Here is a 12,913-nt window from a genome sequence, read left to right on the forward strand (position 1 = left end):
GATCTTGCGCGAACTGTTGGGGATATGCCCGGAAGGGGCGTGTCGTCCCCACAGTTCGCGCAAGATCGACGCGGCAGTGGTGGGTGGGCCGGGGGGCGGGGGTCAGGGGGTGAGGAGGGTGCGGGCTTGGGCGGGGCCTACGGCCAGCAGGAGGGTGGGGAGGCGGGGGCCGGTGTCGCGGCCTACCAGGAGGTGGTAGAGGAGCGCGAAGAACTCGCGCTGGGCGACCTTGAGCTCGGGGGTGGGCTTGACGTCCATGGGCAGGCCGAGGCGCTGCTTGGGGACGCCGTAGACCAGGGTGGTCAGGCCTTCGAGGGACCAGTGGTCGTCGAGGCCGGCCAGGAGCAGGCGCAGGCTCTCGCGCTCGGTGTCGTCGAGCTTGGCGAGCAGAGTGGTGTCCGGCTCGGTGAGGACGCGGGTGCGCTGGTCGGCGGGGACCTGCGTGGTGATCCAGTGCTGGGCGCGGTCCAGCCGCGGGCGGGTCTCGTCGAGCGAGGCCACCGGGTCGGCCGGGTCCAGGTCGCGCAGGATGCGCAGGGTCTGCTGCGGGTCGCCGGTGGTGATGTCGACGATCGAGGCGAGCGTCCGGTACGGCAGCGGGTGCGGCGTGGTCGGCAGCGGCCCGGCGGCGGTGCCGACGGCCCGGCTGTACGCGGCGGCGTCGGCGGCGTTCGCCGTGCCCTCGACCACCTTGCGGCCCAGGGTGTCCCACTCGTCGTACAGGCGCTGGATCTCCTGGTCGAAGGCGATCTTGAAGGCCTGGTTGGGGCGGCGGCGGGCGTAGAGCCAGCGCAGCAGCGGCGGCTCCATGATCTGCAGCGCGTCGCCCGGCGTCGGCACCCCACCGCGCGAGCTGCTCATCTTCGCCATGCCGGAGATGCCGACGAAGGCGTACATCGGGCCGATCGGCTGCTGCCCGCCGAAGATCTCGCCCACCAACTGCCCGCCGACCTGGAACGACGAGCCGGGGGAGGAGTGGTCGACGCCGCTGGGCTCGAAGACGACGCCCTCGTACGCCCAGCGCATCGGCCAGTCGACCTTCCACACCAGCTTGCCCCGGTCGTGCTCGGACAGCCGGACCGTCTCGCCGTGCCCGCACTGGCAGGTGTAGGTCAGCTCGGTGGTGTCGTCGTCGTACGCCACGACGGTGGTCAGGTCCCGCTCGCAGACCGAGCAGTACGGCTTGTACGGGTAGTAGCCCGCCGCACCGGTGCCGTCGTCCTCGCTCGCCGCGCCCGAGCCCTCGGCGGCCTCCTGCGCGGCGGCCGCCTCCTCCTCGTCCAGCTTGCCCTGCTGCGGGGCGCCGGAGGCGGTGCGGCCCTTGGTGCGGTAGCGGTCCAGCACCGCGTCGATCTTGGCGCGCTCCCGCATGGCCAGCAGGATCTGCTCCCGGTACGCCCCCGAGGTGTACATCTGCGTCTGGCTGATGCCCCGGTATGCCACACCCAGCTGCGCGAGCGACTCGATCATCGCGGCCTTGTAGTGCTCCGCCCAGTTCGGGTACGCGCTGCCGGGCGGGGCCGGCACCGAGGTCAGCGGCTTGCCGATGTGCTCGGCCCAGGACGGGTCGATGCCCGCCGGCACCTTGCGATAGCGGTCGTAGTCGTCCCAGCTGATGATGTGCACGACCTCGTGCCCGCGCCGCCGGATCTCGTCGGCGACCAGGTGCGGGGTCATCACCTCGCGCAGGTTGCCCAGGTGGATCGGGCCGGACGGGCTCAGTCCCGACGCGCAGACGATCGGTTTGCCCGGAGCGCGACGCTCTGCCTCGGCGATGACCTCGTCAGCGAAGCGGGAGACCCAGTCGGCCTCCGGGGTTGCGGCCACGATCGGCACGTCCTTCCATGAGAAAGCGAACGCCCCCATTCTCCCGGATCGGTCGACCCGGTTTCGCGACGCCCCTCCCCGCCCCGCGCGCACTTCTCATGATCACCCGACTTGCCAGGCACCTGTACGTATCTTGAGCGCGCTTTCGCCCACCTGCCAGGCGAGTCCGACGATCTTCGGGCAGGGGCGGGGTCAGACGAGGGCGTGGGAGGGCAGGACGACGGAGGCGGCGATGCCGCGGTCGCCGGCCGGCTCCAGCTCGACGCGGATCTCGTGGCGCTGGGCGAGGCGGCTGACCACCTCGATGCCCATCTGGCGCACCGTCGCGGCGGTGACGGGGCTGGGGTGGGACAGCCGCTGGTTCAGCTCGCGCAGGCGCTGCGCGCCCATGCCGATGCCCCGGTCCTCGATCAGCAGCACCGCGCGGTCGGCGACCTTGCGGGCCTCCACCAGGATGGTGCTGTCCGGCGGGGAGAACGCGGCCGCGTTGTCGAACAGCTCGGCCAGCAGATGCACCAGGTCGTTGACCACCGGCGCGGCCACCATCAGGCTCTCGTCGATCACGCCGAACTCGACCCGGCGGTAGTCCTCGACCTCGGACCGGGCGCCGTGCAGCACCTCGACCAGGGAGACCGGGTCGCGCCGGATCCGGGCCGACTCCCCGCCCGCGAGCACCAGCAGGCTCTCGTCGTTGCGCCGCATCCGGATGGCGAGGAAGTCCAGCTCGAAGACGTCCTTCAGACGGTCGGCGTCCGGGTCGACCTGCTCCATCCGGTCCAGGCAGCTGATCAGCCGGTCCACCATCGCCTGCGAGCGGCGGGACAGGTGGAAGAGCATGTCGATGGTCTCGTCCTCCCCCTGGGAGGGGTCGGTTGAGCTCATCATGGAGACCACTTCCTGTGACCCGGCTTTCTGCTGTCCGGCGCTACGGCCAATCACATATATCAGCAGTGGGCCGTTCTGGCGAGACTCAATCATGTTTCCGGCTCGCCGTTGGCACGAGGCGTGACAGGCTGCGCCCTGAACGGCGGGAAGATCCGGCTTCCGGTCGACAAAGACGTCGCGGGGTACGACGCTGGGACCATGGTTGCCGTGCCAGACCGCCATCGCGTACGCGCCGTGCTGCTCGACGGGGACGACGTGATCCTCTTCGAACGGACCCGTCCGAGCGTGCCGCGGTACTGGTCGACGCCGGGCGGCGGGGTGGAGCCCGGCGACGCGGGCCTGCTCGCCGCGCTGCACCGGGAGCTGGACGAGGAGCTGCGGGCCGTGGTGACGCCGCCGGTGCCGCTCACCTTCGTCGACGCGCGCCGCGAGGACGGCAGCTGGCAGCGCCACCACCTGTTCGCCTGCCGGCTGGTCTCGATGGACTTCGCCGCCCGGTACGGCCACGAGTTCACCGACCCGGCGAAGGGCACCTACGACGTGGTGCGGGTGCCGTTCACGGCCGAGACGATCGGCGAGCTGAACATGCAGCCCGAGGGCGTCGCGCGCTACCTGCGCATGGCCATCGACCAGGTGTGGCAGGCCGCGCAGGACGGCCGCGCGGCGTACAGCGTGTGCTTCGCGACGGACACCTCCGGCCCGGCGCTGCGGCAGGCGCTGCACGAGGCGTACGGGATCGACCCCGCCGACGTCTTCGTCGGCACGGCCGAGGAGCTGATGAGCGCGGCCGACGTCCGCGCCACCGTGTGGATCAACCCGGACGCCGGTGACCCGTCGTACGGCTGCGAGCTGAGCGCCGGGGACTCGCTGGCCCGCGCGACCGGCATCAGCGAGCTCGAACTGGCCACCCGCCTGTGCCGCCTCACCGGCACCACCGCCCTGGTCGCCGACGGCCCCCAGCACAGCTGGCTCGTCGCCGCCGACGGCGACTACCAGCACTCCCACGCCCTGCACTGGTAGGAAAGGAAGGGCACCTTCTTAACGCCAGGCGTAGAGGAAGGGCACCTTCTTAACCTCACGGGCGGGCCTGCGCAGGCGTGGCGCCCGGCGAGGCACGCGAACAACGTGGGACGGCGGCCGGGGCGTATGCGCGGCCGGGGCGGGTCAGGTCAGGATGCGGTGCGGGCCGGCGTACACGTTCATGGTCTGGCCCCGCAGGAAGCCGACCAGGGTCATGCCCGCCTCGTCGGCGAGGTCCACGGCCAGGGTGCTGGGCGCGGAGACCGCGGCCAGCACGCTGATCCCGGCCATCCACGCCTTCTGGGTCAGCTCGAAGCTGGCCCGGCCCGAGACCAGCAGGATGTGGCCGGCCAGCGGCAGCCGCCCGGCCTGCAGCTGCATCCCGATCAGCTTGTCGACGGCGTTGTGCCGGCCGACGTCCTCGCGGACCGCGACCAGCTCGCCGGCCGCGGTGAACAGCCCGGCCGCGTGCAGGCCGCCGGTGCGTTCGAAGGTGCGCTGCGCGGCCCGGAGCCGGTCCGGCAGAGCGGTCAGGGTGCGCGCGTCGACGGTCACCGGGTCGGCGGCGACGTCGAACCGCGACCGGGTACGGATCGCGTCGATGCTGGCCTTGCCGCACACCCCGCAGGACGAGGTGGTGTAGAAGTTGCGCTCGACCCCGGCGCCCGGCGGCGGGACGTGATCGGCCAGCACGACGTCCACCACGTTGTAGGTGTTGGCGGCGGGTGACCCGGCCACGGCGTCCCGACCGAAGGCCACGTCGGCCGGGCCTACGGAGCCCGAGCCTGCCGAGCTGACGCCTGCCGAACCCGCGCCTGCCGAACCCGCGCCAGCCGAACCCGCGCCAGCCGAGCCTGCGAGGTTAAGAAGGTGCCCTTCCTCTACGCCTGGCGTTAAGAAGGTGCCCTTCCTTTCCTGTTGGCCGGCGCAGAGCTGGGCGGTGAGGACGTCGGTGGGGGAGGTGATGACGCCTTCGGTGAGCAGGAAGCCGAGGGCGAGGTCGAGCTCCTCACCGGGGGTGCGCATGGTGACGGCGAGCGGCGGGCGGGGGCCGCGGCGGTGGCCGACGCGGATCTCCAGGGGTTCCTCGGCGGTGAGGGTGTCCTGTCGGCGCAGCGGTGCGGGCCCGCCGAGGTCGATGCGGGTCACCTGCCGCCGGGAGCTAGCGGTGCCCATCAGGCCGGCTGCAGCCGCACGATGATCTGCTTCGAGGTCGGCGTGTTCGAGCCGGCGGCCGTCGAGTCCAGTGGGACGAGCACGTTCGCCTCGGGGAAGTAGGTCGCGGCGCAGCCGCGCACGGTCGGGTACGCGATCACCCGGAACGCCGGGGCCCGCCGCTCGCCGTCGGACCACTCCGAGATCAGGTCCACCATGGTGCCGTCGGCGATGCCGAGCGCGGCCAGGTCGTCGGGGTTGACGAAGACCACCCGGCGGCCCGCCTTGACGCCCCGGTAGCGGTCGTCCAGGCCGTAGATCGTGGTGTTGTACTGGTCGTGGCTGCGTACGGTCTGCAGCAGCAGGCGGCCCTCGGGGACCTCGAGCAGCTGGATCGGGCTGGCGGTGAACCGGGCCTTCCCGTCGGCGGTGGGGAAGCTGCGGCTGTCGCGCGGCGGGTGCGGCAGGGTGAACCCGGCGGGCGTGCGCACCTTCGCCTCGAAGTCGGTGAAGCCGGGCACGGTCTGCTCGATCAGCGCCCGGATCGACCGGTAGTCCTGCGGGTACGACTCCCACGGGATGGTCGAGTCGGGCAGCACGGCGCGGGCCAGACCGCACACGATCGACACCTCGGAGCGCAGCATCGGCGAGGCCGGGACGAGGCGGCCCTGCGAGGCGTGCACGTTCGACATCGAGTCCTCGACGGTGACGAACTGCTCGCCGGCGGCCTGCAGGTCCCGCTCGGTGCGGCCGAGGCAGGGCAGGATCAGCACGGTCTGCTCGGCGGAGGTGACCACGTGCGAGCGGTTGAGCTTGGTGGACACGTGCGCGGTGAGCGTGCAGGAGCGCATCGCGGCCTCGGTGACGTCGGTGTCGGGGGTGGCCGCGGCGAAGTTGCCGCCGACCGCCACGAACACCTTGGCGTGGCCGTCGCGCATGGCCCGGATCGCCTCGACGGTGTCGTACCCCCGCCTGGTCGGCATGCGGAGATCGAGCCGCTCGCCCAGCCCGGCCAGCCACGTGGGCGGCTCGTGCCAGATGCCCATGGTGCGGTCGCCCTGCACGTTGGAGTGGCCGCGCACCGGGCACAGGCCCGCGCCCGGCTTGCCGATCATGCCGCGCAGCAGCTGCACGTTCACGATCTCCTGGATGGTGGCGACGGCGTCGCGGCCCTGGGTCAGCCCCATGGCCCAGCAGACCACGGTCGCCTCGGAGTCGGCGAACAGGCGCGCCGCGGCCTCGATCTCGTCGGCGGAAAGACCGGTCGCCCGCGCCACCAGCTCCGCGTCGAGCTGGCGGATCCCGTCGGCATAGCCCTCGAAGCCCGCGGTGTATGCCGTGACGAACGCCTCGTCCACGGCTCCCCACTCGATCAGCAGCGCGCCGATCGCCTGGAACAGGGCCAGGTCGCCGCCGACCCGGACCGGCAGGTGCAGGTCGGCCAGCGGCGTGCCGGAGCCGACCAGGCCGGACGCCTTCTGCGGGTTCTTGAACCGGATCAGCCCGGCCTCGGGCAGCGGGTTGATCGAGATGATCTTCGCGCCGCGCTGCTTGGCCCGCTCCAGCGCGGTGAGCATGCGCGGGTGGTTGGTGCCCGGGTTCTGGCCGACGACCACGATCAGCTTCGCGTCGTGCACGTCGTCGAGGGTGACCGAGCCCTTGCCCATGCCGATGGTCGCGCCCAGCGCCACGCCCGACGACTCGTGGCACATGTTGCTGCAGTCGGGCAGGTTGTTCGTGCCGTACGCCCGCGCGAACAGCTGGTACAGGAACGCGGCCTCGTTGGAGGTGCGCCCGGAGGTGTAGAACAGCGCCTGGTCCGGCTCGATCGCCCGCAGGTGCTCGGCGGCCAGCGCGAACGCCTGCTCCCAGCCCAGCGGCCGGAAGTGCGTCGCCCCCGGGTGCTTGACCATCGGCGTGGTCAGCCGGCCCTGCTGGCCCAGCCAGTAGTCGCTCTTGTCGGCCAGCTCGGCGACCGGGTGCGCCGCGAAGAACTCGGGCGTGATCCGGCGCAGCGTCGCCTCCTCGGCCACCGCCTTGGCGCCGTTCTCGCAGAACTCGGCGTGCGCGCGGTGCTCGGGGGAGGGCTCGGGCCAGGCGCACCCGGGGCAGTCGAAGCCGCCCGCCTGGTTCACCTTGAGCAGGGTGAGCGCGGTGCGGCGGACGCCCATCTGGTTCACCGCCGCGGCGAGGCCGTGCCCGACGCCGGGCAGCCCGGCGGCCGCGGCCTTGGGGCCGCGCACGGTGAGATTCCGATCACCCACGTCGTCGCGCGGAGGCTTCTTCGCCATACCTCAAACGATCTCACGTCCAGGTCGCGTTGCCGAGCGGGGCCGGGTCTAACCTGAGGCGTCGCCGGCACCCCGACCGGCGGCATCCCTCTCTGGGGAGGATGATCATGAAGGATTGGATCGCCGGCCTGCTGGCCGTGCTGGGCACCCTGCTCGTCCTGGCCGGCGCCACGGTCACCGTGGTGAAGACCCTCACGCCGGATCAATCGGCTCAGCCCGCCGGCGCCACCACCGGCACCGACCCGCTCGGTGGCACCGCCACCAACGGCAACCGGTTCTCCCGCTGGCTGCACCGCATCAACGCCGCCGACCGGCTCATCGGCTGGGGCGTGATCCTGCTCGCCCTGGGCGCCGTGGCGGCCGGCGCCATCGAGTTCAACCTCGGCGCCTCGGCCGGAACCCGCTAGCTGCAGGCCCTGGATGTGGGACGGTCCGGCGTGGTCTCGCCGGGCCGTCCGCATAGACCATTCGGCGTGCCAGGTGCACCCCGTGGTCCGCGGCCCCTCGCGAAGGATTATTCTGCCTCCGAGGTACGCCTCGAATGATCAATCCGGGTGGCGGCGCGAGAGTGGGGCGCCGCGGCAGCCGGGCCAGCTACAGGAGGCCAGACGTGACCACCGTCGCACCGCAGCCGATCGCGACCCGGCCATACCCCGTGCGCAAGCTCACCAAGGGTTCCGCCATCGCACGGCTGCTGCGCACCACGGACGCGAAGCAGATCGGGATCATGTACATGGTCACCGCCTTCGTGTTCTTCCTGATCGGCGGCCTGATGGCGCTGCTGATGCGGGCCGAGCTGGCGCAGCCGGGCATGCAGTACCTCTCCCCCGAGCAGTACAACCAGCTGTTCACCATGCACGGCACGATCATGCTGCTGTTCTTCGCGACGCCGATCGTGTTCGCGTTCGCGAACTTCGTGGTGCCGATCCAGATCGGCGCGCCCGACGTCTCGTTCCCGCGGCTGAACTCCTTCGCGTACTGGCTGTACCTGTTCGGCGCGAGCCTGGCGACGGCCGGGTTCATCACGCCGGGTGGCGCGGCCGACTTCGGCTGGTTCGCGTACGCGCCGCTGAACGACGCGATCAACTCGCCCGGCGTCGGCGCCGACATGTGGATCGCCGGCCTGGTGCTGTCGGGTCTGGGCACCATCCTCGGCGCGGTCAACATGATCACGACGATCCTGACCCTGCGCGCGCCCGGCATGACGATGTTCCGGATGTCGATCTTCACCTGGAACATCCTCGTCACCAGCCTCCTGGTGATCATGGTCTTCCCGCTGCTGGCCGCCGCCCTGCTGGCGCTGCTGGCCGACCGCCGCCTCGGCGCGCACGTCTTCGACCCCGCCACCGGCGGGCCCATGCTGTGGCAGCACCTCTTCTGGTTCTTCGGCCACCCCGAGGTGTACATCGTCGCGCTGCCGTTCTTCGGCATCATCTCCGAGGTCATCCCGGTCTTCAGCCGCAAGCCGATCTTCGGCTACACCGGTCTGGTCGCCGCGACCCTGCTGATCGCCGCGCTGTCGATGAGCGTGTGGGCGCACCACATGTTCGCCACCGGCCAGGTACTGCTGCCGTTCTTCTCGTTCCTGAGCTTCCTGATCGCCGTACCCACCGGCATGAAGTTCTTCAACTGGATCGGCACCATGTGGCGAGGGCAGATCACCTTCGAGACGCCGATGCTGTTCTCCATCGGCTTCCTCGCGATCTTCCTCTTCGGCGGCCTGTCGGGCGTGCTGCTGGCCAGCCCGCCGATCGACTTCCACGTGTCGGACTCGTACTTCGTCGTCGCGCACTTCCACTATGTGCTCTTCGGCACCATCGTGTTCGCCGTGTACGCCGGCATCTACTTCTGGTTCCCGAAGATGTTCGGCCGGATGCTCGACGAGAAGCTGGGCAAGGTCCACTTCTGGCTCACCGTGATCGGCTTCAACGCCACCTTCCTGGTGCAGCACTGGCTCGGCGCCGAGGGCATGCCCCGCCGGTACGCCGACTACCTGAAGTCCGACGGCTTCACCGAGCTCAACATGATCTCGACGGTCGGCGCGTTCATCCTGGGCGCCTCCACGCTGCCGTTCATCTACAACGTGTGGAAGTCGTACCGGACCGGCCCGGTGGTCACCGTCGACGACCCGTGGGGTCACGGCAACTCCCTGGAGTGGGCGACCAGCTGCCCGCCGCCGCTGCGCAACTTCGACCGGATGCCTCGCATCCGCTCCGAGCGCCCCGCCTTCGACGCCAAGTTCCCCCACCTGGCCGTCTCCACCGGCACCAAGGCCCCGGTCATCGAGGCCCCCAGCTACTCCCACGGCAAGCAGGGCGGCGACCACGAGGTCTAACCCCCACAGCCCACCAGGGGGCCCGGTCCACACGGACCGGGCCCTTTCTCGTGCGTCGATCATGAACTTATGGCCGTGTTCGACGGCGTGTCGCTGCCCTAACTTCATGATCGACGCCGCTCGGTGGGGCCGGAGCCGGTTGGCGGGGTAGCAGGTCGGGCAGGATGGGGGTATGCCGGAGGGGGACACCGTCTGGAACACCGCGAAGATGCTGCGGGACGGGCTGCAGGGCGCGGTGCTGACCGGGTCCGACTTCCGGGTGCCGCAGCTGGCCACCGTGAACCTGGCCGGGTGGAGCGTGGCCGAGTCCGCGTGCCGGGGCAAGCACCTGCTGCTGCGCCTGGTCTCCCCGGAGCAGCGGGCCCTGACCCTGCACTCCCACCTGCGGATGGAGGGCGCCTGGCGGGTGTACGCCCCCGGCGAGCGCTGGACCGGGCGTCCGGCCTTCCTGATCCGGGTGGTGCTGCGCACGCCGAAGGCGGTCGCCGTCGGATACCACCTGCACGAGCTCAAGCTGCTGCCGACGGCGCGGGAGCCGGAGCTGATCGGCCACCTCGGCCCGGACCTGCTCGGCCCCGACTGGGACCCGGACGAGGCGGTGCGCCGGCTGTCCGCCGACCCCGCGCGGCCGATCGCCGAGGCGCTGCTCGACCAGCGCAACCTGGCCGGGATCGGCAACCTCTACAAGTGCGAGCTGCTGTTCCTGCGCGGCGTGTGGCCGTGGACGCCCGTCGGCGACGTGCCGGACCTGCCCGGCATGGCGGCACTCGGGCAGCGCCTGCTGGCCGCGAACCGGGGGCGCTGGACCCAGTCCACGACCGGGTCGCTGCGCCGCGGCGAGACCAGCTACGTGTACGGCCGCCGCGCCCAGCCCTGCCGCCGCTGCGCCGGCCCGATCAGCAAGGACGGCGAGGGGGAGCGCATCACCTACTGGTGCCCCATCTGCCAGCCCGAACCCCGCTGACTCCCGATCCGCCGCGCTCCGCCTTCCCGCCGCGCGGGGTCAGCGGCCGGCCTCCGCGTGCGGTGGAGCGGGCCGCGCGTGCGGCGGTGCGGGCCGCGCGTGCGGCGGGGCGGGCGAAGATCGCTGTCTCGGGTCGGGAAGTGCAGTTACAGCACAGTTTTCGACACGAGACAGCGATCTTCAGCGCGTTGAGGGGGCCGCTGCGACCGTCTCGGCGATGGTGGAGCCCGCGCCGGCGATCGGCGTGGTGGCCGGGGCGCCCGCGCCGGCGAGCCGCCAGAACGGCAGGGCGATCAGCACCAGGAGCACGCCGGCCGCACCCGTGGCCGCGAAAGCCCAGCTGGGGCCGTACCCGTCGATGATCGCGCCGGCGAACGGGGCGCCCGCGGCGACGCCGACGGTCAGCGCGGTGCCGTGCAGGCCCATCGCCTCGCCGCGGGCGCCGGACGGCACCCACTTGCTCAGGGTGTCGATCGACGCCGACAGCGACGGCGCGCACAGCACACCGGCCGGGATCAGCGCGACCAGCAACCACCACCAGCCGCCGCTGACCAGCCCCACCGGGATGGTGAGGGCGGACAGGCCGCCCGCCAGCAGCAGCGGCGAGACGCTGCGGTGCAGCGCGCCGTAGACGAAGCCGCCGATGAGGGAGTACCCGCACCACACGGCGATGACCAGGCCGGTCCAGGAGGTCTGGCCGTCGGCCTTGAGCTTGGCGATCACCGTCAGGTCGGTCGCGGTCAGCACGAAGGTCAGCACGGAGCTGATGGCGAGCAGCGCGAACAGGCGCGGGCGCAGCCATTGGCGGCGCGGCACGGCGGTCTCGCCCGCGGTCTGCTCGGCGGCCGAACGTGTCGGCGGGTTGAGCGCGATCAGGGCGATGCCGGCGGCGACCACGCCGATGCCCGCCGCGTGCATGGTGGGGCGGCTGCCGAACGCGGTGACCGCGGCCACGGCGGCCGCCGGGGCGAGCATGTACGACAGCTCGACCGCCATCGAGTCCAGCGCGAACCCGGGACGGCGCTGGTCGGCGGGCACCAGCGCGGCGAGGCACTGCCGCACCAGGCTGAACACCGGCAGCGCGAGCAACCCGGCGACGAGCGCCCCGGCCAGCAGCGCGTGGTACCCGAGCCGGGGTGCGGCGATCCAGAACAGCGCCTGCGCCACCGTGGTCACGGCGAGCACTGGCCGCAGCCCGTGCCGGTCCATCATGCGCCCGGCCAGCGGCGACCCGATCGCCGTGCCGAGGGTGGAGGCGGTGCCGACGAGCCCCGCCTGCGCGAACCCGAGGTGCAGCGTGTTCACCACATGCAGCGTCAACACGATGCCCGTTGCGATGACCGGCACCCGAGCCAGCAGCCCCACCAGCAGCAACGCGCGTACGCCAGGGAGTCCGAGAATCTTGCGGTAAGGCTCGATGGTCATTGCGGTCTTTACCTCCGGCTGACCATCCTGCCCGAGCACCCCGCCCCCGCGTCAGTGCATATCCGCCCCGCCCAGGTCATCTCGATCACACCGGCCCCGCCAAGATCGCGTCGATCTTGCGTGAAGTGTTGGGGGTATGTCCGAAAAGGGCGTGTCGTCGGCACAGTTCACGCAAGATCGACGCGATCTTGGGCGGGAAAGGCGGCGGCCCGCCGGGAACCCGAGTTCCCGGCGGGCCGCGTCAGGCCTGCTGGATCAGGCGAGGCCGTTCTTGATGGCGGTGATGAGCTCGCCGTTGGTGGTGTCGCCGAAGAGCTCCCAGAAGAAGGCTCCGCCGAGGCTCTGGTTCTTGGCCCAGGTCATCTTGCCCTGGATGGTGGAGGGGGTGTCGTAACCCCACCACTGGCCGCCGCTGAAGCAGTAGGCGGTGCCGCCGACGGTGCCGTTGGCGGGGCACTTGGTCTTGAGGACGTGGTAGTCCTCGTTGCCTGCCTCGTAGGTGCCGGGCGCCGCGCCGGTGGCCGAGCCGCCGGGCGCGGCCTGGGTGACGCCGGTCCAGCCGCGGCCGTAGAAGCCGATGCCGATGAGCAGCTTGCTGGACGGGACGCCCTTGCTCTTCAGCTTGGCGATGGCCGCCTCGGTGCAGAAGCCCGCCTGCGGGATGCCCGCGTAGCAGTTCAGCGGCGAGTGCGGGGCGGTCGGGCCCTGCGCGGCGAAGGCGCCGAAGAAGTCGTACGTCATCGGCATGTACCAGTCGATGTACTGCGCGGCGGCGGCGTAGTCGGTGGCGTCGATCTTGCCGCCGTTGCTGCCGTCCGCGGTGATCGCGGCGGTGACCAGGTTGTTGGCACCGAAGCGGTTGCGCAGCGCCTGCATCAGGTTGCGGAACGCGAGCGGGCCGCTGCTGTCACAGGTGAGGCCGCAGGCGTTCGGGTACTCCCAGTCGATGTCGATGCCGTCGAACACGTCCGCCCAGCGCGGGTCCTCGACCAGGTTGTAGCAGGAGTTGGC

The 12,913-nt window shown here is 71.4% G+C and carries 10 protein-coding genes; 4 read left to right on the forward strand and 6 right to left on the reverse strand.

Features of this window, described 5'->3' with window-relative positions; genetic code table 11:
* Nucleotides 1-102: 102 nt before the first annotated feature.
* The gene (lysS, locus tag AB0J67_RS34860; protein WP_363488959.1) at nucleotides 103-1,827 is read right to left on the reverse strand and encodes a lysine--tRNA ligase; all 1,725 of its coding nucleotides are present in this window, start codon (nucleotides 1,825-1,827) and stop codon (nucleotides 103-105) included.
* Nucleotides 1,828-2,019: 192 nt separating this feature from the next.
* A complete protein-coding gene (locus AB0J67_RS34865; protein ID WP_363488961.1) occupies nucleotides 2,020-2,712 on the reverse strand; it encodes an ATP-binding protein in 693 nt (230 codons plus the stop codon).
* Between the two features lie 207 nt (nucleotides 2,713-2,919).
* Between AB0J67_RS34865 and AB0J67_RS34870 the strand changes: the two genes are divergently transcribed.
* Nucleotides 2,920-3,732, forward strand: coding sequence for an NUDIX hydrolase (locus tag AB0J67_RS34870; protein WP_363488963.1), 813 nt, complete (start codon nucleotides 2,920-2,922; stop codon nucleotides 3,730-3,732).
* Nucleotides 3,733-3,876: 144 nt separating this feature from the next.
* Here the strand turns inward: AB0J67_RS34870 and fdhD are convergent, their stop codons facing one another.
* Both fdhD and AB0J67_RS34880 read right to left on the reverse strand, forming a co-directional pair.
* Nucleotides 3,877-4,908, reverse strand: a complete 1,032-nt coding sequence (gene fdhD / locus AB0J67_RS34875) for a formate dehydrogenase accessory sulfurtransferase FdhD (RefSeq protein WP_363488965.1) — start codon at nucleotides 4,906-4,908, stop codon at nucleotides 3,877-3,879.
* On the reverse strand, nucleotides 4,908-7,178 hold the full coding sequence (locus AB0J67_RS34880) for an FdhF/YdeP family oxidoreductase (protein WP_363488967.1): 2,271 nt from the start codon (nucleotides 7,176-7,178) through the stop codon (nucleotides 4,908-4,910). The genes fdhD and AB0J67_RS34880 overlap by 1 nt, the downstream gene beginning before the upstream one ends.
* Before the next feature lie 107 nt (nucleotides 7,179-7,285).
* Between AB0J67_RS34880 and AB0J67_RS34885 the strand changes: the two genes are divergently transcribed.
* The 3 genes from AB0J67_RS34885 (at nucleotide 7,286) to AB0J67_RS34895 (ending at nucleotide 10,477) form a co-directional block, all read left to right on the forward strand.
* Nucleotides 7,286-7,585, forward strand: coding sequence for a hypothetical protein (locus tag AB0J67_RS34885; RefSeq protein ID WP_363488969.1), 300 nt, complete (start codon nucleotides 7,286-7,288; stop codon nucleotides 7,583-7,585).
* Between the two features lie 203 nt (nucleotides 7,586-7,788).
* Nucleotides 7,789-9,513 (forward strand): cytochrome c oxidase subunit I, encoded by a 1,725-nt coding sequence (gene ctaD / locus AB0J67_RS34890; RefSeq protein WP_363488971.1) that lies wholly within the window; start codon nucleotides 7,789-7,791, stop codon nucleotides 9,511-9,513.
* Nucleotides 9,514-9,685: 172 nt separating this feature from the next.
* On the forward strand, nucleotides 9,686-10,477 hold the full coding sequence (locus AB0J67_RS34895) for a DNA-formamidopyrimidine glycosylase family protein (RefSeq protein WP_363488973.1): 792 nt from the start codon (nucleotides 9,686-9,688) through the stop codon (nucleotides 10,475-10,477).
* 180 nt (nucleotides 10,478-10,657) lie between these two features.
* On the opposite strand, the gene AB0J67_RS34900 is transcribed toward AB0J67_RS34895, so the two are convergent.
* Nucleotides 10,658-11,902, reverse strand: coding sequence for an MFS transporter (locus tag AB0J67_RS34900; protein WP_363488975.1), 1,245 nt, complete (start codon nucleotides 11,900-11,902; stop codon nucleotides 10,658-10,660).
* A 255-nt stretch (nucleotides 11,903-12,157) separates the two neighbouring features.
* A partial coding sequence (locus tag AB0J67_RS34905; protein WP_363488977.1) for a glycoside hydrolase family 18 protein occupies nucleotides 12,158-12,913 on the reverse strand: 756 nt, incomplete at its 5' end.

It is taken from the genome of Catellatospora sp. NPDC049609 (assembly GCF_040675365.1).
Lineage (GTDB): Bacteria > Actinomycetota > Actinomycetes > Mycobacteriales > Micromonosporaceae > Catellatospora.

What these genes read in the sequence shown, in the direction of transcription:
- AB0J67_RS34865 (WP_363488961.1), bottom strand. Translation starts at nt 2,712, where the DNA reads ATGATGAGCTCAACCGACCCCTCCCAGGGGGAGGACGAGACCATCGAC.
- fdhD (WP_363488965.1), bottom strand. Translation starts at nt 4,908, where the DNA reads ATGGGCACCGCTAGCTCCCGGCGGCAGGTGACCCGCATCGACCTCGGC.
- AB0J67_RS34880 (WP_363488967.1), bottom strand. Translation starts at nt 7,178, where the DNA reads ATGGCGAAGAAGCCTCCGCGCGACGACGTGGGTGATCGGAATCTCACC.
- AB0J67_RS34885 (WP_363488969.1), top strand. Translation starts at nt 7,286, where the DNA reads ATGAAGGATTGGATCGCCGGCCTGCTGGCCGTGCTGGGCACCCTGCTC.
- AB0J67_RS34895 (WP_363488973.1), top strand. Translation starts at nt 9,686, where the DNA reads ATGCCGGAGGGGGACACCGTCTGGAACACCGCGAAGATGCTGCGGGAC.
- AB0J67_RS34900 (WP_363488975.1), bottom strand. Translation starts at nt 11,902, where the DNA reads ATGACCATCGAGCCTTACCGCAAGATTCTCGGACTCCCTGGCGTACGC.